Raw genomic sequence first — 17,568 nt, 5'->3', positions numbered from 1 at the left:
TCTGCGGTATCTGCGGGCTATGTATCATCCGCGAGCAAGTTTTAAGAACACATCGTTCATATTGGCCGCCTGAAACTGCTCCTTTAGTTGCTTTGGACTGTCCAAGGCCTCTATTTTGCCATTGACCATAATCGACACCCGATCACAGTATTCGGCTTCATCCATATAATGCGTGGTTACAAAAACGGTGGTTCCCTGATGGGCCGCCTTGTAGATCATTTCCCAAAACTGACGTCGGGTAATGGGGTCTACGCCTCCGGTGGGTTCATCCAAGAACACGATCTTAGGGTCGTGGATCAAGGCCACCGAAAAGGATAGTTTTTGCTTCCATCCCAAGGGCAGGGCACCTACCAACTTATGGGCGGCTCCCTGCAGCCCCAATTCCTCGATCAGGGCATCCGATTTCTCTTTGATCCGCTCCCTCGACAAGCCGTAAATGCCCCCGAAAAAGCGAATGTTCTCCCTAACCGTCAAATCGTCGTACAAAGCAAACTTTTGGCTCATATAGCCGATGTTCTTCTTGATGTCCTCGGCATGGGTAAACACGTCGAACCCTGCCACCTGGGCCTGGCCCGATGTGGGATTGGAAATACCGATCAACATTTTCATGGCCGTGGTCTTTCCTGCACCGTTCGCCCCCAGAAAACCGAATATTTCACCCCTGTACACGTCAAAACTAATGGCGTCTACCGCGGCAAAATCGCCGAACCTCTTGGTCAAGCCCGCTACTTGTATGACTTTTTCTCGCTTCATTTTGCCAGTTCCATAAAGGTGTCCTCAATAGTGGCCTCGGTCTTTTCTATGACCACATCCGATAGGCCTTCTGATTCGAGGTATGCTTTTAACTCCGAGGGATCAAAATCGGTTCTTTGATCCGTATAATGCACAAACTCCCCGAAAGGGTAGACACTGTAATTGTTTTCATAGGCCTTTAAGGCCTTTATCAGTTGATAGGTCTTGTTCGCCCTAAGGTTATATATGGGTTTGGGGTAGTGCCCTACAATGGCCTGGGGCGTGTCGATCTGTAGAATCTTCCCGCCTTGGATCAGGGCGATCCGGTCGCACAAGGCCGCTTCGTCCATATACGGGGTAGATACCAGAATGGTAATGCCTTTTTGCTGCAAGCGTTTGAGCATCTCCCAAAACTCCTTTCTCGAAACCGGGTCGACCCCCGTAGTGGGCTCGTCCAAGAACAGCACCTCGGGTTTGTGGATCAGCGCGCAGCACAGGGCCAATTTCTGTTTCATTCCCCCGGACAGCTTTCCGGCCCTACGGTCTTTAAAGGGTTCTATTTGCACGTAGATCTCCTTGATCAGATCGTAGTTCTCCGCTATGGTTGTTCCGAAGATGGTCGCGAAGAAAGTCAAGTTTTCCTCGACCGTCAGGTCTTGGTAGAGCGAAAACCTCCCCGGCATATAGCCGACACTGTTCCTGATCTTTTTATAATCGGAAACCACATCGAAACCGGTAACCCTTGCCGTGCCTTCATCGGCGAGCAGGAGGGTTGTCAGAATTCGGAACAAGGTCGTCTTTCCGGCCCCGTCGGGACCAATGAGTCCGAACAACTCACCCGCCTTTACTTCAAAGGAAATGGCCTCCAAGGCCTTTAGGCCCTTGTACGATTTTGATATGTTGGCAAGAGTGATGCTCATTGTTCCTCGGATATCCACATTTCGGCCGGCATGCCTATTTTCAGGCTACCGTCATTGGCAACATCAACTTTTACGGCATATACCAAGGCTACGCGTTCTTCCTTGGTCTGGATGATCTTGGGGGTAAATTCCGCTTCCGAGGCGATCCAGGCAATGGTACCGTCGTAGGACTTCATCGTATCTTCGGCATCAATTTTAACGGTCACCTGTTGCCCCAGCTTTACGCTTTGCAATTGAGGCTCGCTGATATAGACCCGCAATTGCATGGTACTTAGGTCGGCAATCTTATAGAGGGGCTTCCCGAATGCCGTAATTTCATTGGGTTCGGCGTATTTGGCCAAGACCGTTCCGTTTACGGGATTGACGATCTTGCTTTTCCTGATTTGGTCGTCGATTTGCTTTAACTGCACGTCAATGGACTTCAGTTCGTTGACCACGGGGGCATTCTGGATCTCGATGCTTCTGATCTGGTTCTGGATCACGTCGATTTCCCCGGTCACATCGTCCAACTGCTTTTGGGTACCTGCATTGTCCTTGATCAGGTTTTCTACCCTGGCCTTGTTGGTCCGGGCGGTTTTTAATCGGGAACGCAAAACCGCTATTTGCGAGAGTACGCCCCTGGACTTTGAGGCGATCACGGCCTTGGACACTTCCAATTGCTCGCGTTTTAAGGCGAGTGGAATGGTATCGATATAACCGATCAATTGTCCTTTTTGAAGCACATCGCCCTCATCGATATCAAAGGCCATCAGCTTTCCGTTGTTTTCGGCCGAAATGGTGATCTCGGTAGCTTCAAAATTTCCGTAGCCGTCGGCTTTTCCGTTGGAATCGCCACAGGAGAATAGGGTAGTGGCCACAAGGCCCAGGCCGAGTATATAATTGAATTTTTTCATTTCTGTTTGTATTATCCTTTAATTACGTTGTAATTGGCCTTTGCCAGTTCCAATTGGATCTTATGCCGTATCAAGGTGTTTTCGTCTTCGTATAGGTTGGTGAGCTCCGTAATGTAGGCCGATGCGGTGATCACCCCGTTCTTAAGCTGTGAATCGGCCGATTGCAGCACTTCCTTTCGGAGCCTTATGATCTCTTGGTCCGACGCTATAAAGCCTTCAATTTTTTCGATTTCCCTTTGTTGGCGGTTCAGTTCGATGTTGGTATTCAACCGAAAGGCCTCGCTCTCCTTCGTAATGATATCCTTGTTGATCGCCAAGGCCTCGCGTTGCTTTTTGTTGGCATTCCAATCGAAGACCTTCCAGTTCAATTTGACTCCCACCGTATAAAAGCCCTGAAAGGAATTATCGAGCATGTTCAGTCCCGGATTTCCGTAGCCCCCGGTCGCAAAGCCCAATAGTTTGGGTGCATTTTGTTTCGACAGCACGTGTTCCGAGCCTTCGATTTCCTCCTTTTTAAGTTCGAACCATTCGAGTTCGGGCCGGTTTACATCGGTTTGCAGGTCCGTTTGTACAAAGGGCCTTTCAAATACCGTTTCTGCGGTCAAGGGCTTACCGATGAGGCTCGAAAGCGTTTCGACCAAGGCTTTTTTATCGCTCTCGATCTCTTGAAACTGTTGACCGATCTTTAAAAGCTCGGCCTCCAACACCTTGTCCGACGCCGGTAACAGCACTCCGTATTTGATTCCCGATTGCACTTCCTTAAGTTTGGCCCGTAATTGCTTTTCCTTTGCGCTTAACAAGGCCTCGGACTCCTGCGCCAATAAAACGGAAAAGTAGACCTGGTTGATTTGCTTTTTCAGTTGGTACAGGCTGACCTCCACTTCTTTCTGTTTTGCCTTTAGCTGTGCGGATTTCAGGTCGAGGGAAGCCCCCGTGGCCCCTCCGTTGTAGATCAATTGATTGACGGAAACCGTAGCCCGGTATTGGTCGTTGTTGAGGGGTTCTATGCCCGACATGGCCAAGGGAAACTCGATCACGTCCGACAGGTAGGTTGCATAGGCATCGAAAGCGACTTGCGGCAATTGGGAAGTGGAGACCGCCTCCGATTCCAAGGTGCTTTGCGCCTCGAGCAAATCTTTTTGCTTGGCCAAGGGATAGTGGTCGTTTACCAATTGGTAGCATTCCGTAAGCGATATGCGCTGCTGGGCCACGGTAGGGATGGCCATTAAAATTGCGAGGAAGATTAGGAATTGTTTCATTTTACGAAGTCTTAATGGAATGAATGATAAAGTCCGCCACCTCGGTCTTTCGGGCTTCGAGAAGTTGGTGGTAGGCCTCTTCCCCTGTATTGGTGAATGCCTTGAGCAAGGGTTTGGCCACGAAGGGTAAAACGTTCAATGCCATGATATTGATAAACAATTGTTCGGCACGGATCGGCCTTAGGATACCTTGTTTGACCTCCTCATCTACCTGTTTTTTAAATTTATCGATGTTGGGAAAGCTCGGATTGTCCTTGAGTTTAAGAATAAAGTCAGGATTTCTATTGAGTTCCTGGATGATGAAGTTGGGGATATAGGGATAGTCGATGATAAAGGAAATATAATCGGAGGTAAAGTTCCTAACCTTCTCCTCGATAGGGGAATCATCGTTAAGGATGGCCTTCAATTGCGGGGCCAACAAGGAAAAGGCATGGGTAAAGACCGCCTCGAACAGCAGTTGCTTATTTCTGTAGTAGTAATGCAGCATGGCCTTGTTGATTCCCGCCTTGTCCGCTATTTCCTGCATGCGGGCTCCGTCCATTCCCTTGGCCTGGAAGACGGTTTTGGCGGCCTCTAAGATTAATGCTTCGGTATTTTCATCCTTCTTCCTTGCCATATTCAACTATATAGTTTAACCATTTGGTTAACAAAGTTACATTATTATATGATAGGCCACCCTATGAAGTACTTAAAACTTTGGTTCTGAAGGGGAAGTGGGGCATAAGGGAACGAAATTCAATAGACCGGGATAGCATCCTGAACGGGGTCGAAGTTGGCCTCTATAAGACTTGAAGGGCATTACTTACAACATATTTACCTTGTTTAACCTCCATTTATTACCGAGTCGCAACAAAAAATACTACGCAGTCGGTTTTGTGCATACCTTCACCGAACATAACTCCCTAGAACACTTCGATTTATGAAATATGTTTTTTTCATAGCATTGGTATTTTATACGTTCCTCTCTTTTGGGCAGGTGAAAATTGGCGACAATATCAGCAGCATTGATGAAGCATCTATATTAGAATTGGATAGCCAGACCAAGGCATTCGTTCCTACACGCATTACCAATACCCAAATGAATGCAATGACCCCACTGAAAGGGGCATTGGTCTATAATACCGATCATGATTGCATATTTGCTTTCGACGGTGTCACATGGAAGAACCTTTGTAATTCAGGAGTGGTGGTAACTACCGCTTCCTCAAGCCCCATAAATAATTTTGCGGGAGATGTTTGGATCGAAGAATCGTCACATAAAGTACATATATGGAACGGTTTTGAGTGGATCCTTACCAATACGAACCCCACGAGCGGGGATGGGCCACCTAGTAGTGTCACCATGAACACCCCCTTAGCCGGGGATATTTATGTAGACCGTAGCTCTGGGAATATATTTGCATATAACGGTAGCCTGTGGATAGAAAATGGTATCTACAGCGTTGAAAATGGCCTTACCATTTCTTCTTCAAATAGTATAGAACTGGGCGGAACCTTAAGGCGACCGACGGTCATCACGACCAATGCGGGCAATACCCTGGCTATTGAGGGTCTTTCCGAGGCGGCCGATAACAACGTAAGAATTCTTACCGTAGACGAAACAACGGGAGTATTGCATAGTGCTGCGCCCAATACGTTTCTACAAAGGGAAGAACTAACGATCATTGCAGTCGACGGGCAACAAGAGTTTACCACTCCACTTGCGATTACCGATTCAAAAAAGATTGCCGTTTACCGAAACGGGATCAAAATCGATTTTGATGCCTTAGGCGTCAATCTTATAAAACTGGAAGCTAATGTTATATGCTATGAAAACGACGAAATTAGAATCGTTCAATTCTTTTAGATACTTATTTACACACCTATAATCCAATAATAATATTCACTTTTTAAAATCAACATTATGAAAAACGCTACGTATCGCAAGGCCTTGAAAACAGGGGTGTTTGCACTTATTTTAATGACTTTCGGACTAACTAACGCACAACAAACTACGGGGGACACCGCCAAACAGGGAGATATTGTTCCCGGAACTACGGTTACCGGCGGTGCCGTACGGGTAGTGGACAATAAGGGAACCATTAAGTACCTACAATCCAAAAACGGTATAACCATGCTTTCCAATACTACAGATGACGTAACTACAACAACCTGGCAACTGGGCGGAACACTTACGGATGATACTTTTATAGATGCCAATGGAACTATTTTTGGCATTGATGGCATAGAATTGATTACCACGGAAACCGCTTCCACAGACGCAACTACAGAATCTGACCATGGCACAGGTACGGGATATACTATTTTGGTAAGGGATGAAGCTACAGGTGCGACCAAAAAGTTATTGGCTTCAGATTTACTTCAAAGCGGGCAAGAGAGTTTTACGGCTACAGCCGCTCAAGTAGCATATCCTTTAACAGGTAGTCCTGTTTTGCCTTCTTTCAGTCAAGTATGGGTATACAGAAACGGAGCCAAATTAATCGCCAATGTAGATTACACCATTGCGGCATCTACCGTTACATTGGTTCCAAACACTACAGCTCCCAATGATTGGTCTGTTTACGCTGGTGATATTGTAGAGGTACAGTTCGTCAAATAAGATCAGGGTCTTAATAACAACCCGTCACAACCTATACGGATAAATAAATCGATATCATAGCACGTATTACATATCGTTTGAGTACACTTATCATCATTTTGGTTCTACAAACCACAGTGTATGCTCAAGAAACCATGGCCATTAATCATAAGGGAACTCAAGTAAGCGTGAGAAACACCGTTGTTACTACTGCCGCTAGTGCTCCAAGCGACCCATTGCAAAACGATATTTGGTTCGATACCGCAGCCGAAGTAACAAAGGTGTATAATGGTACGATTTGGTTAACGATAAACCTTGATGCCTTGGCAAAAAAGGAAGATAGTGCCAATAAATCAACGGATATCAATTTGGCAGATGGAACAAATACCAAGTTCCCAACAGAACTGGCCGTAAAAACCTATGTTGATACTGAATTGGCAGCATTGGTCGACGATGATATTACCAATGTTTCCTTCGATGGCACCCATCTGAGAGTAGATGAAGGAACAACGAATTTCTCCGCCGATCTGTCCGCATTGGAAGAATCTTCCGATATCACCGCGAACACCACCTTGATCAACAACCATATTGCTGCCGACGACGATCTGAGCGCTACCAACGAGCTACAGAATGCAGCAGAGGTAAGCATTGAGGATACGGCCGGAAATTACACGGCTACAAATGTAGAAGCCGCTTTGGCGGAACTGGCAACCGTTCCCAATAAAAACATATATTCCGATAACGGAACATTAAGTACCAATAGAGATATTACCCAGAATAATTTCGACCTCAATTTCGATTCCAATACGTTAGTGATCAGCGGAGATGATGACAGAATTGGTATTGGAACGGCCTCACCATCTTCAAAATTAGATGTAAACGGCACGACAAGAATACGGACCCTGCCCACAGGTACCGGGTCAGATGAATTGGTGACGGTAGATACCAATGGTAATTTGAAAAAATTACCGATCGGCAGTATGGAAACAAAAACGACAATAGCCCAGAATACAGGTACAGGGGTTATAACCCACAACAGCGAAGATGGTACCTCACAAGCCGTAAACCTGGTGAGCACCAATGCCAATAACAGTATTTCGGTAGGTTCAGATGGCGGGGCATACTATAAGAGCCCGATCAAATCGTACGGAATACTGATTCCCGATTCAAACTCATATACCGCAAGTGGTATTTCCGGTATCGTTAAAAATGCTACGGGCAGATATACTTTTACGATGTCTACGCCCAGAACAAGCGCAAACTATCCTATTCAATTAAGTCTTTTAGAAACAGGATCCAACCGTCTCAATATCTACGTTACCGCCCAGACAACAACAACGTTTAGTATTTCAATAATCAGGGAAGGAAGTACTTTTTTGACGTATAGCTATGTAGACCGAACGTGTTATTTTACCGTACTCGATTTTTGATGTACACGGCTTCACGACCAATTAAAAAAGGTAATTGATCTTGCACCGGCCCAAAGCCCGTTTTTTAAAGCAGCTGTTTTCTTTTGAATTGGTCATCATACCTTCTTTTAAAAGGGAGGATATGTTGTTTTTTTCTATACTTTTCAGTTTCTAGGATAGTGTTAAAACCACAACCGGTAAAAATTTTGCTAGCGTTTTTTAGGGTCTTTTCATCAATGCCCGCGCCATTTATACTGCTGGTGTTTTCACGCATCCGATCTTTTGGGATTTCCGCAAATGAATAGATATAAATATATTCATCGGTGCGATATAACAAGGCCTGTCTGTACAATAGCAAAACCTCTTCAAGGGGAGAAGAATGCATGACCAAAAAAAACGGCCGCTTAAGCTTTAAGGCTTCTGTGCCTTCTCTAGGCCGTATCTGGAAAGTAAACGGAATTACCTCTTTGTAGCGATAATTCGCTAAGGCAATTCCGTTTTCAAGTGTGTATACAATTTCATAAACCGGACACGAATATTCTTCAAAGTAACCCTCGTCTAAAATTCGGGCCAGCAATATGGTATGTATTGAATTAAGAAGGGGAATGCTTTTTTCAAGTTCTCCGTGAAAACCCGCAGGAAAAACATCAACCACCAATGTGTTTATCTTATACGCTTTTATACAGTCAAGTAAAAAAAGATTGAAATTCACCTGGTTTTTAAAAAACCCATCTTCCTTGTGTATGGTCGTTATAGCTCTTGGCACCTGATCCTTAAAAACAGAATTCGTCAATAGCACACACTCCCTCAAGGGTATTTCTTGTGTGTATATAAAATTAAGTACCCTGTTTATATGCCCGAAGCCGGCACCGTACACATAAAATAAATACACTATATTTTATTTAATAATTCAGCTATGATGAACAATTTATGATCAGTGGGTATCTCTTCTATGGCCAAAATAGCATAGACATAATTCTCTTGGGCCGAAGAAAGTTGATAAGCTTCCTTGTCATTTACCTTAACAATGTTTCCTTCCAGGTTCACCCTATATAATTCCTCTCCATCACGCTTTATTTTGATCTTGTCATCATAAGGTCTTACTTCAAAAGCATTTTCGTTCTCCTCATTATCTGAAATTTTCACCTTGTCGGGGTATATTTTAACCTTCCATAGTAATTCGGAATCCTCATCGCGTAATTTTAAGCTTTCTTCCTTGAATTTTACCTCATACTTCATTCTTCCGTTGGCATAAAACTTATGCTTGTCCGGTTTACTTTTAAAAGTGTAGTTGGTATTGTTCGCAAGGATTTTTATGGGAGACAGGTCAAAACCGCCCAAAACAGCTCCGTCAGCGGTCGTGATGGTGACGTCAAGGTTGCCTGTACTAGCGCTGGCAGAAGTGCTTGTTGGGCTGTCTATGACCGCTTCAGGTGGGTTCTTGGTTTCTGTTTTACAACTTGCCAGCAAAAATAGGGTCATTACAAAAAGAATGTGTGTCTTTCTCATGGTTTTAAAATGTTTATGTAGTTTGATATTTCTATTTCTTCGGTATAGTCCGTTTTAATTTTCTGGAACAATGCCTCGCTCATCCGTTCTTTTTCGGAAGGTGACATTTTATGTATTTGCAATAAAACGTCCAACAGTTCATTTGGCTGAAAAGGATTGTATAAGAACCCGTCCTTCTTATCGCTGATTACATCCTTTATTCCCCCGACATTGGCACCGATTACCATATTTTTGGTGGCGGCCGCTTCCAATAACACGTTCGGCATTCCATCATAAAAAGAGGGTATGGCAACTATATCGATGGCATTGTAGAACAATATGAGTTCATTCTGGTTAGCAAAAGAAAAAAACTGAACGTTGATATCTAAATCAAGGATATAGGTTTTGGTTTCGTCACTTACATCACCTATTAAACACAGTACAAAATCATTTTTATAGGGGAATTTCGCAAAGGTTTCTACAAAATTGACAATCCCCTTTTTGGCTTTTAACTGCCCTATAAAAGCAATCGGGATTTTAGAATTGAACGACTTTTTTAATTGTTCAATATTTTCGAAGTGACTTTTTGCGGGTTTCCAATACGCGGTATTAATTCCGTTTTGAGTAAAATAGGTGTTGTTGTGCGATACAAGGCTGTCTATTTTCTCCCTTTTCTCTTTAGTTACCGTAAATACATACCTAGAGTTTTCAAGGGCATATAATACATGGCCTCTCTTTTTTGAAAAAATACCTTCATCAAAATCATTGCCCCTAATAAAGGTAATCAAAGGTTTATGTATCCATTTAGATAAAACAGGGCCTAAATTAATCGGTAGGTTTCCTCCAAATATACCAATATAGCTTAGCGTGTCTAAAAAGGGGAGTTGCTGAACAAATTCGGCAGCTAAGGATAGGGTAAACTCCTCCGAACTTTCAATCGGTACGGCGGAATAGGTACCTTTAACAACGGTTTGTGTGCTGAATTTCTTCTTTCTGTTCGTAAAATGGATGATATGAACCCTTATACCGTTTCTTTTGAAATTGCGCACCAACCGATCACAGGAAACGGCCATACCTCCTTTATTAGGTGGATAATTTTGAGTGATTAGCAGTACATTCATTAACTGTCAAAATAAGATCCTTCATCAGAATCATCATGCAAAAATACAGTAGAGCTCCTATCGAATAAACTACCGTAATCTTCGGCCAGAAATACCATATATGGATATTCAGCATGGAATCGATGTATCATTTTTCTCCTCCAAACCGACCGGTCCTTTGAATAGAGTTCTATATCATTGGTAAGTCGTGCATCGAACTCTACAAAGCAACTAATGCATAAAATGGAATTATTTTTTTTATAGACCGCATGCTCCTTTCCTGGATTGACAATTTGGTTGGCTTTAAAGGCATGTGTACTACACACATTTTTTTTGCATTTATCACAAACTATGGTTGCATTGTTTTCACAATTTCGAACCACAAAAAGCCCTGTAAATTCTTCGCAACGTGTTGTTTTTTCTTCCATAAAGATTAAGCGCTAGGGGTTACACAACTGTAGCAAGTGTTGATGAGGTTAATGACTTCTAAGGAAAAATAATCTACCGCAAAAGCAGTAATGCTACTTTCATTATAGGGATTGTATTGCTCTGGGTTTTCCTTTTTAACATCGAATTTTCGGCTTACTTTAAAAACATAATACGCATCATCTTCAACAAAACTTATTTCTTTCGTATCGACAGACGGGTTCAATTGATATTTGTTTTTAGGTATCTTCATTTTAATGGTAAACGGATATGCCGCCCTATACTTGTATTTTGTTTTTCTTTTACCGCTACTACCTCTTTTCAGGATAATCCGTTTTCTCGTTCTTTCGGTAAACTGAAAGAAGATTAACGATTCGTCATAAAACAAACACGACCCCTTACTTATTACCCGTTCGTAATGTTCTTCTTCCCCTTTAATAAATCCACTAGTCTCGCTAGTGTAGGCTTCGTTCTTAATAAGGTTTTCCTTTGTTATCGTGTGCTTTAAGTTGGCCTCTAAGGCTATCTTTGATTCTACCTGCAAATCTTCTTCAATTAAAGTAAACAGGGCCGAAAAGTAATCGGCAAAAAAGTCAAAACCTTCCGCAAAATTCTTTTTGAACTTTTTGTTCGTTCTATAGGTCATGATAATCGCCACTATCAGACCGGGAAACACGAGCATCCCCAGTGTGGTGGGTAGAATTTTAAAAACAGGGGAAATATTCGTTAGCGGAGAAGTTATAAAAGTACCTATGAAAATGCCCAAAAAGATAAACCATATCTTTTTTATTTTTTTCTTCTTTTTCTCTTCGGCTATTTCTCTTTGCACTACACAAGCCCTAAAAAACCGAATCCATTTAACCGGTGTTTTTTTAGAATTAAAACCTCTGTGCAAGTGGGCTCTTTCTATAGGTGCCCCTATATATTGTTCCTTATTTAATTCATTGCCTTGTCTGTCCATATCAGAGCATTAAATCTTGGTATACTTTTTTTAATTTGGCTTTTTGACCCTCCCATAAAAAATCACTTTGAACCTTTTTAAAGGCATTGGCTATATAGCTTTCCTTTCTTTCCGGTTCATCCAATATAAACCGAATACACCGTGCCAGATCTTGTTCCCTATCGGGTTCAAAAAGTAGGGCTTCCTCTTCGGTAAGCAACTCGGTAACCACTGGTAATTCCGAAGCGACCACCATAGTTTTACACGCCATACTCTCTAATATCTTAAGCGGACAACACCCCTGAGTAATGTTTCGGTCACACGCCTTTAACGGGGCAATGGAAGCTTCTGCATAATGGATGTAGTTGTACAACTCTTTTTTAGGCAATCTAGACTTTAGAATAACACGGTTTTCCAAACCTAATTTCTCTAATAGTTTTCTATAGGGTTTAAAGGCTTTTTCCTTTACGGCCAAACAAATGACCAGTTTTAGGTCTTTAAAATCTTCTAAGTAAGTCATTGCCTTTAGCAACACCTCTAAACCTTGCCAAGGTTGTATGGCCCCAAAATAAATTAGGTATTGTTCCGGGGCATCGATTGGTCTTTCAAAGGAATCGGGTATATGGGCCCCGTTCGGTATCACTTTTATCTTCTCGGCATCGACGGCATAATTGGTCTCTAAATAGGTTTTGGTAACCTCGGAAGGAGTAATGATTACGGTCGATTTTTGTAAACATTGCAACTCCAGCTCCTTTAATTTCCGTAGAAAGCTAGGGGTTAGATGAGGATACCTATAGGGGAGTTCTACCGATGTTAAGGCATTCACCTCAAAGATGGTTTTTATACTCGGTTCGGCGATCAATCCCATGCCGCTCCAAACATCCCTAAAATGACCTATTTGAATAGATTCCTTATGCTTTTGGATATCGATAAATAGTTGCTGGGAAAAAAGGGAGGCCTTTTCTAGATAATTCAGCTTTTCTTCGTTATAATAGCGCTTTATAAAAATATTGCCTTCCGTCTGTACGGCAGGGTAGGAGCTATTACCCCGTAAACAGTACAATTGTAATTGGTCACATTGTTGTGACGAAACCAAGATCATCTCCCTGATATGTGTAGAAGCACCTTTTGCGCTAGGAAACACATCATAGGTAGCGTAGACATTTCTTTTCTCCAAAACTAGAAAGAGAATTTAACCGGTTCTTTTTCTGCCGCGTTTTCAACTTCAAAAAACTCACCCTTTTTAAAAGTGAACATATTGGCAATGATATTTGACGGAAAACTATCTATGGCGATATTGTTTTCCTTTACTGTGGCATTGTAATACCTACGGGCCATTTCAATATCGTCTTCCAATGAGGTCAGCTCGTTTTGTAGTTCCCGGAAATTTCGATCGGCCTTTAAATCCGGGTAATTCTCGGCGATGGCAAAAAGATTGACCATAGAATTTTTTAAAACACTTTCCGCCTTACCCTGCTCATCGACCGAAGAAGCGCTTTGAGCTAGATTTCGGGCCTTGGTTATGTTTTCAAAGGTTTCTTTTTCATGACTGGCATACCCCTTTACGGTTTCTATCAAACCGGGAATCAAATCATATCGTTTTTTTAGAAAAACATCGATACTGCTCCAGCCTTCTTCCATTTCTACTTTCTTCCGAACCAATCCGTTATACACCGAAATGACATAGAAAATCAAGATACAAACAATACCAATTAGCACAATAGATATAACCATAAGGATAGTTTTTATGCTAATTTAACAGAAAAATCTGATTATTATTATAGGAATTAAAATGATAATGTAAACTAAGCTTATGCTTTAGATGAAGGTTTTTACCGAGTATCAGAATCTTAGGTACAACGGATCGCTTTAAAGGTTTAACGATAACTGACATGTATTTTATTTGAAAACGTTAAAGGGAATAAAAGAGTTCCCTTAATTTTGTGCCTCATACACTTTACATAATTAAACAAACTTGCTAGAGAAAAGACGACAGTTACCCCAAAAACAATCGATGGATTCCGATTATTTCATCTATTGTTTGGAAGCGGTTCAAGAGATAGAAACGGACAAGGTTACCGAAACACAGGAAAGCTTGGGGCAATTGGCCATGAAATATGGGGTTGCCAGCATTTACAAAACATGCGACACCATTGAAGGGCTCGAAGATAGCCTAAATGCCCTGGTCTTGGACGACCATAATTTTAAGGAGTACGAAATTATCTACCTGGTCATGGCCGGTGAGGCCAATAGCATCTGCCTCAATGGCTACTACTACAGTTTACAGGAGATTGCGGAGCTCTTTGAAGGCCGTTTGCGCGGAAAGATCTTGCACTTTTCCAATGCCAAAATTCTGGATTTGGACGAAGATGAAGCGCAATACTTCTTGGATATTACCAACGCCAAAGCGATTTCCGGCTATGGCAACGCCTATGAGGGAATAAGCAGTGCCAACCTAGACAAGGCCTTCTTCAACCTCTTTAAGGAAGACGACAATATGTTCGATGTGGTAGAGGAGCTGCACCAAAGGCATTACAATGTGTGCAAATTGCTCGATTTTAGGTTGTATTATTAAAGCTTGATAAATGCAATATAAAATCCTTCTTCCTTAACTTTTTCCTTTTTAAAAACTTCTTCGGCACCTTATTCAAAAGAAAAAGAATGGGAGTATAAAACCGATTTCATATTTAAAACCTCATCAAGGTATGGCCTTCCCTAAACCAATCAATCCATACACTTAGTTCTGATTTTTAGGGAAGGCTGGAATTAGACCTCCCTGCCCTTCATCATCTTGTTCCAGTACAAATAGGGCAAGCCGTATTTTTTGAGCATCCATAGCCTCCAGTGTTCCTTTGAACTGTCGTTGATCAACAGGTTTTTCAACTTTGGGTCCGGCGTAAAATTGTTCTTGTAATCAAATTCCGCCAACACCATTTTTCCGTAGTCGGTCACCAAGGGGCATGAAGAATACCCATTGTAAGACTTATTGCCCTTGTGCTTGGTCTTGATCAAGGTATCGATATTGTCAACGACTATCGGTGCCTGTTTGCGAATGGCGGCACCCGTTTTGGCCGTTGGCAGGGAAGATACATCCCCCAAACTGAAAATATTAGGGTATTTCTTGTGTTGCATGGTCTTGGAATCGACGTCGACCCAGCCCGCTTCGTTTACCAAGGGGGACTCCCTAACGAATTGGGGTGCCACCGAGGGAGGGGCCGTATGCAGCATATCGTAGTGAATGCCGTAGCGGTCGCCGTCTTGGGTTACCTTTACATCCTTGTAATTGTACTGGAAGGATTCATCCAAAAACTCGTTGTCGTCGTCACCGGACATTACAACACATCCACCGGCGGTAATATCCTTGCCCATTTCGTACCAGGCTATTTTCTTATCGCCATCCACGGCGACCAGCTTATGGTGGAACCTTAGGTTGATATCCTTTCTATCCACCACCTTCATCAAGGTTTCTGCAACCTGCTTGACCCCGAAGATTACGGTTCCGGAGGTGGCAAATACCACTTCCGTATTCTTGCGTACACCGCTTTTGCGAAAATAGCTTTCTGCCAGGTACATGATCTTTTGGGGTGCCCCGCCACATTTAATGGGGGTTGTTGGCTGTGTAAAAAGGGCGGTACCCCCTTTAAAGTTCTTAATAACCTCCCAGGTGTGCTTCGGATTGGTGTAATTGCTACAGACCACCCCTTTGTCGATGGCATCGCCCAAACCGGGGACGAGGCTGAAATCATAGGCCAGTCCCGGCGCCACTACCAAGTAATCATAGGTAAAATCACCTTTGGTCGCCGTATGTACCGTACTGTTTTCGGGGTCGAAACCCGTTGCCCTGTCCTTGATCCAAGTGGCCTTTTTCGGCATAACGGAGGCCATGGGTCGGGCTGTTTTGTCATAGTCATAGGTACCGGCCCCTACCAAGGTCCAAGCAGGCTGGTAATAATGGGTGTCCGACGGTTCGATCACGGCCACATCCTTGGCCTTTTTTTGTTCTATTAGCTGTGCGGCTACCATAATTCCGGCGGTACCGCCACCGATTATAAGAATTTGATGATGTGTGCTCATTTATAGTTTTATTTTAGGAATTTGATGAATATAGGGCTTTATCGTTAGCGTTTCGGTAACATTGGTTACAAAAGGCCATTGGCAAGTCCCCAGTTTTTGGATATTTGAGGATGTGGGGGGAGGAGATCCGTTGGATGGCCGGGCTGATAATTAAATTTCGCAACTGAGTTGCATTAACAAGTTTATATTTATATTTTGCAACCCAGTTGCATTAGCGATGGCTTTAAAAGAAAGTAAAAACAGAAACCCTATCCAAACATTGTACTTGGTATAGTAATCCCATTTCTTTTTTATCCATGCAGGCTCGGCAACTTATAGGGGAGATCCGATTCATCTAAACAAATTCAGTCATGAAAATTAAGGAAACAGTAAATACACATTATCCAAGTGCTAAAACTGGAGCTGAAATAACCGAAAGTTATTTATCTCTCTTAGAAACGGAGTATAAATCCGACCTAAAAAAAATGCTGTTTGCCACTTCGGTTTGCTCAGATGATGTAAATGTTTCAACAGATTTTAGAAAAGTATTAAGCAGACCATTTACTATGGGGGGGCTAGGCGGCTTACCTTTTTCAGGATTCACGGGCATGGTCGCTTTTTCCCACCACATTCCAGACGGTGGAGATGCCTTTATTTTTTACGGTCCGCATATTGGCATTACCGATGAGGGAGAACTGGGGCGCATGCGCAGAATAGGTCAAACGCGTTTAACAAATAGTTGCGGAGCCTTAATGCTTGCCTTGGAGCGGTTTGACCAAAAAAATGAAGAACAGATCTATGTACCTCAAAACGTGTATTACGACCATCAACAGATTCAATTGGAACAAACTTTAATGCCCTTTAAACACGATATCCTTCAATCTGACAACCCTAAAAAAGCTATAACGGACTATACTTATATAGCCATAGATAAACAGATAAAACAATTGGTAAAAATGAGTATTAAGGAATTCTCTTGTAAAAGAGTTTTTCTGCTTGGCGGCGTAATTATCAATACGAGCGAAGAATTTAACGATTATGTGGATGTTAGAAACTTTGATGTTGTCAATACCGACCAAGCGGACAATTTTAAATCGGTATCCATTATGGAAACGGAAGCATTTAAAAACTTATAGTTGGTCTATCATTATTAACCTGTTCTTTAATGCGAAACAATCTATTTCTCCTATGTCCCACAGATAATTTGGAACCTGTGATCAACACCGTATATAGTTGCGAAAATTATTTTTATACCTCATTGGGCAATACCTTTTCACGGGATTTTAAAACAATGGAATACCTCTATAAATTGATTCGGAGGAAAAATATCACTAACCTATTTATTGTACTCTCCAGTGAAAACAAGATTATTTCAGATGCTGTTGAGAACCAATTTTACAAAAACATAAGGGGCTTGGAAAAGCTATACACGAATATTGGGGAGCAAAAAGAACACTTGGAATTTTGGGATGACAACCCCTCCCAAGATTTACTGTTTTCGTATTATTTGAATCATAAAATTAAAGCGATTAGTGATGATTTCAACCATTGGTTTGGGCAATCCCTTACTATCAAAGGGAAAATTTACAACCAACGGGAAAATAAATTTTATCCGATTTATTCCAATTTGATTTGCAAGGAAAAATTCCATTTGAATTAAAAAGTGATGCCATGCCATATAATCACGGACAATCAAAAACCTTTCTCGGACAAGCCAATTGCGCAGCAACTTTCTCGATGGGGTATAGATACGGAAGGACCAACCAAAGT

19 protein-coding genes are annotated in these 17,568 nt (G+C 42.4%); 6 read left to right on the top strand and 13 right to left on the bottom strand.

All coding sequences use genetic code 11. From position 1 onward, the window contains the following. Positions 1–24 precede the first annotated feature (24 nt). From BW980_RS11255 to BW980_RS11235, 5 genes are read right to left on the bottom strand one after another with little or no spacing between them, the layout of a single operon-like run. Positions 25–753: an ABC transporter ATP-binding protein gene (locus BW980_RS11255; RefSeq protein ID WP_076455307.1), complete on the bottom strand. Its 729-nt coding sequence runs from the start codon at positions 751–753 to the stop codon at positions 25–27. Continuing rightward, positions 750–1,652 carry an ABC transporter ATP-binding protein gene (locus tag BW980_RS11250; RefSeq protein WP_076455306.1) on the bottom strand — a complete coding sequence of 301 codons (903 nt, stop codon included), beginning with the start codon at positions 1,650–1,652 and terminating at the stop codon, positions 750–752. The genes BW980_RS11255 and BW980_RS11250 overlap by 4 nt, the downstream gene beginning before the upstream one ends. Beyond that, entirely contained in the window at positions 1,649–2,545 is an 897-nt protein-coding gene (locus tag BW980_RS11245; RefSeq protein ID WP_076455305.1) for an HlyD family secretion protein, read from the bottom strand. Before BW980_RS11245 ends, BW980_RS11250 begins: the two co-directional genes overlap by 4 nt. Before the next feature lie 11 nt (positions 2,546–2,556). Next, positions 2,557–3,804, bottom strand: a complete 1,248-nt coding sequence (locus tag BW980_RS11240; RefSeq protein ID WP_076455304.1) for a TolC family protein — start codon at positions 3,802–3,804, stop codon at positions 2,557–2,559. A gap of 1 nt (position 3,805) precedes the next feature. After that, entirely contained in the window at positions 3,806–4,420 is a 615-nt protein-coding gene (locus tag BW980_RS11235; protein WP_076455303.1) for a TetR/AcrR family transcriptional regulator, read from the bottom strand. A gap of 303 nt (positions 4,421–4,723) precedes the next feature. Between BW980_RS11235 and BW980_RS11230 the strand changes: the two genes are divergently transcribed. The 3 genes from BW980_RS11230 to BW980_RS11220 all read left to right on the top strand — a co-directional run bounded on the left by BW980_RS11230 (position 4,724) and on the right by BW980_RS11220 (position 7,812). Then, a complete protein-coding gene (locus BW980_RS11230) occupies positions 4,724–5,650 on the top strand; it encodes a hypothetical protein (protein WP_076455302.1) in 927 nt (308 codons plus the stop codon). A gap of 57 nt (positions 5,651–5,707) precedes the next feature. Beyond that, the gene (locus BW980_RS11225; RefSeq protein WP_076455301.1) at positions 5,708–6,403 is read left to right on the top strand and encodes a hypothetical protein; all 696 of its coding nucleotides are present in this window, start codon (positions 5,708–5,710) and stop codon (positions 6,401–6,403) included. Between the two features lie 77 nt (positions 6,404–6,480). Beyond that, complete coding sequence (locus BW980_RS11220) at positions 6,481–7,812, top strand: hypothetical protein (protein WP_139327659.1); 1,332 nt, start codon at positions 6,481–6,483, stop codon at positions 7,810–7,812. A gap of 64 nt (positions 7,813–7,876) precedes the next feature. Here the strand turns inward: BW980_RS11220 and BW980_RS11215 are convergent, their stop codons facing one another. From BW980_RS11215 to BW980_RS11185, 7 genes are read right to left on the bottom strand one after another with little or no spacing between them, the layout of a single operon-like run. Further along, positions 7,877–8,683 carry a hypothetical protein gene (locus BW980_RS11215; RefSeq protein WP_076455299.1) on the bottom strand — a complete coding sequence of 269 codons (807 nt, stop codon included), beginning with the start codon at positions 8,681–8,683 and terminating at the stop codon, positions 7,877–7,879. Further along, positions 8,683–9,300 carry a hypothetical protein gene (locus BW980_RS11210; protein ID WP_076455298.1) on the bottom strand — a complete coding sequence of 206 codons (618 nt, stop codon included), beginning with the start codon at positions 9,298–9,300 and terminating at the stop codon, positions 8,683–8,685. The genes BW980_RS11215 and BW980_RS11210 overlap by 1 nt, the downstream gene beginning before the upstream one ends. Beyond that, on the bottom strand, positions 9,297–10,400 hold the full coding sequence (locus BW980_RS11205) for a glycosyltransferase family 4 protein (RefSeq protein ID WP_076455297.1): 1,104 nt from the start codon (positions 10,398–10,400) through the stop codon (positions 9,297–9,299). Before BW980_RS11205 ends, BW980_RS11210 begins: the two co-directional genes overlap by 4 nt. Further along, positions 10,400–10,807, bottom strand: a complete 408-nt coding sequence (locus BW980_RS11200; protein WP_076455296.1) for a hypothetical protein — start codon at positions 10,805–10,807, stop codon at positions 10,400–10,402. The genes BW980_RS11205 and BW980_RS11200 overlap by 1 nt, the downstream gene beginning before the upstream one ends. 5 nt (positions 10,808–10,812) lie before the next feature. Then, positions 10,813–11,766, bottom strand: coding sequence for a hypothetical protein (locus tag BW980_RS11195; protein ID WP_076455295.1), 954 nt, complete (start codon positions 11,764–11,766; stop codon positions 10,813–10,815). A gap of 1 nt (position 11,767) precedes the next feature. Beyond that, positions 11,768–12,922: a glycosyltransferase family 4 protein gene (locus BW980_RS11190; protein WP_076455294.1), complete on the bottom strand. Its 1,155-nt coding sequence runs from the start codon at positions 12,920–12,922 to the stop codon at positions 11,768–11,770. A 2-nt stretch (positions 12,923–12,924) separates the two neighbouring features. Then, positions 12,925–13,479 (bottom strand): LemA family protein, encoded by a 555-nt coding sequence (locus BW980_RS11185; protein ID WP_076455293.1) that lies wholly within the window; start codon positions 13,477–13,479, stop codon positions 12,925–12,927. A gap of 280 nt (positions 13,480–13,759) precedes the next feature. On the opposite strand from BW980_RS11185, the gene BW980_RS11180 reads away from it, so the two are divergent. After that, positions 13,760–14,320: a DUF6642 family protein gene (locus BW980_RS11180; RefSeq protein WP_175609880.1), complete on the top strand. Its 561-nt coding sequence runs from the start codon at positions 13,760–13,762 to the stop codon at positions 14,318–14,320. A 191-nt stretch (positions 14,321–14,511) separates the two neighbouring features. Here the strand turns inward: BW980_RS11180 and BW980_RS11175 are convergent, their stop codons facing one another. Next, positions 14,512–15,819, bottom strand: a complete 1,308-nt coding sequence (locus BW980_RS11175; RefSeq protein WP_076455291.1) for an NAD(P)/FAD-dependent oxidoreductase — start codon at positions 15,817–15,819, stop codon at positions 14,512–14,514. 350 nt (positions 15,820–16,169) lie between these two features. On the opposite strand from BW980_RS11175, the gene BW980_RS11170 reads away from it, so the two are divergent. Both BW980_RS11170 and BW980_RS11165 read left to right on the top strand, forming a co-directional pair. Continuing rightward, on the top strand, positions 16,170–16,934 hold the full coding sequence (locus BW980_RS11170; RefSeq protein ID WP_076455290.1) for a hypothetical protein: 765 nt from the start codon (positions 16,170–16,172) through the stop codon (positions 16,932–16,934). Between the two features lie 29 nt (positions 16,935–16,963). Further along, a complete protein-coding gene (locus BW980_RS11165) occupies positions 16,964–17,458 on the top strand; it encodes a hypothetical protein (protein ID WP_139327657.1) in 495 nt (164 codons plus the stop codon). Positions 17,459–17,568: the final 110 nt, after the last annotated feature.

Source organism: Zobellia uliginosa (genome assembly GCF_900156625.1).
GTDB classification, from domain to species: Bacteria; Bacteroidota; Bacteroidia; order Flavobacteriales; family Flavobacteriaceae; genus Zobellia; species Zobellia uliginosa.
Note: the sequence above shows the minus strand (reverse complement) of the source record. Positions and strands in the feature narration are given on the sequence as shown.

What these genes read in the sequence shown, in the direction of transcription:
- BW980_RS11240 (WP_076455304.1), bottom strand. Translation starts at nt 3,804, where the DNA reads ATGAAACAATTCCTAATCTTCCTCGCAATTTTAATGGCCATCCCTACC.
- BW980_RS11245 (WP_076455305.1), bottom strand. Translation starts at nt 2,545, where the DNA reads ATGAAAAAATTCAATTATATACTCGGCCTGGGCCTTGTGGCCACTACC.
- BW980_RS11200 (WP_076455296.1), bottom strand. Translation starts at nt 10,807, where the DNA reads ATGGAAGAAAAAACAACACGTTGCGAAGAATTTACAGGGCTTTTTGTG.
- BW980_RS11165 (WP_139327657.1), top strand. Translation starts at nt 16,964, where the DNA reads ATGCGAAACAATCTATTTCTCCTATGTCCCACAGATAATTTGGAACCT.
- BW980_RS11255 (WP_076455307.1), bottom strand. Translation starts at nt 753, where the DNA reads ATGAAGCGAGAAAAAGTCATACAAGTAGCGGGCTTGACCAAGAGGTTC.
- BW980_RS11180 (WP_175609880.1), top strand. Translation starts at nt 13,760, where the DNA reads ATGGATTCCGATTATTTCATCTATTGTTTGGAAGCGGTTCAAGAGATA.
- BW980_RS11205 (WP_076455297.1), bottom strand. Translation starts at nt 10,400, where the DNA reads ATGAATGTACTGCTAATCACTCAAAATTATCCACCTAATAAAGGAGGT.
- BW980_RS11185 (WP_076455293.1), bottom strand. Translation starts at nt 13,479, where the DNA reads ATGGTTATATCTATTGTGCTAATTGGTATTGTTTGTATCTTGATTTTC.
- BW980_RS11225 (WP_076455301.1), top strand. Translation starts at nt 5,708, where the DNA reads ATGAAAAACGCTACGTATCGCAAGGCCTTGAAAACAGGGGTGTTTGCA.
- BW980_RS11170 (WP_076455290.1), top strand. Translation starts at nt 16,170, where the DNA reads ATGAAAATTAAGGAAACAGTAAATACACATTATCCAAGTGCTAAAACT.
- BW980_RS11175 (WP_076455291.1), bottom strand. Translation starts at nt 15,819, where the DNA reads ATGAGCACACATCATCAAATTCTTATAATCGGTGGCGGTACCGCCGGA.
- BW980_RS11210 (WP_076455298.1), bottom strand. Translation starts at nt 9,300, where the DNA reads ATGAGAAAGACACACATTCTTTTTGTAATGACCCTATTTTTGCTGGCA.
- BW980_RS11235 (WP_076455303.1), bottom strand. Translation starts at nt 4,420, where the DNA reads ATGGCAAGGAAGAAGGATGAAAATACCGAAGCATTAATCTTAGAGGCC.
- BW980_RS11230 (WP_076455302.1), top strand. Translation starts at nt 4,724, where the DNA reads ATGAAATATGTTTTTTTCATAGCATTGGTATTTTATACGTTCCTCTCT.
- BW980_RS11250 (WP_076455306.1), bottom strand. Translation starts at nt 1,652, where the DNA reads ATGAGCATCACTCTTGCCAACATATCAAAATCGTACAAGGGCCTAAAG.
- BW980_RS11195 (WP_076455295.1), bottom strand. Translation starts at nt 11,766, where the DNA reads ATGGACAGACAAGGCAATGAATTAAATAAGGAACAATATATAGGGGCA.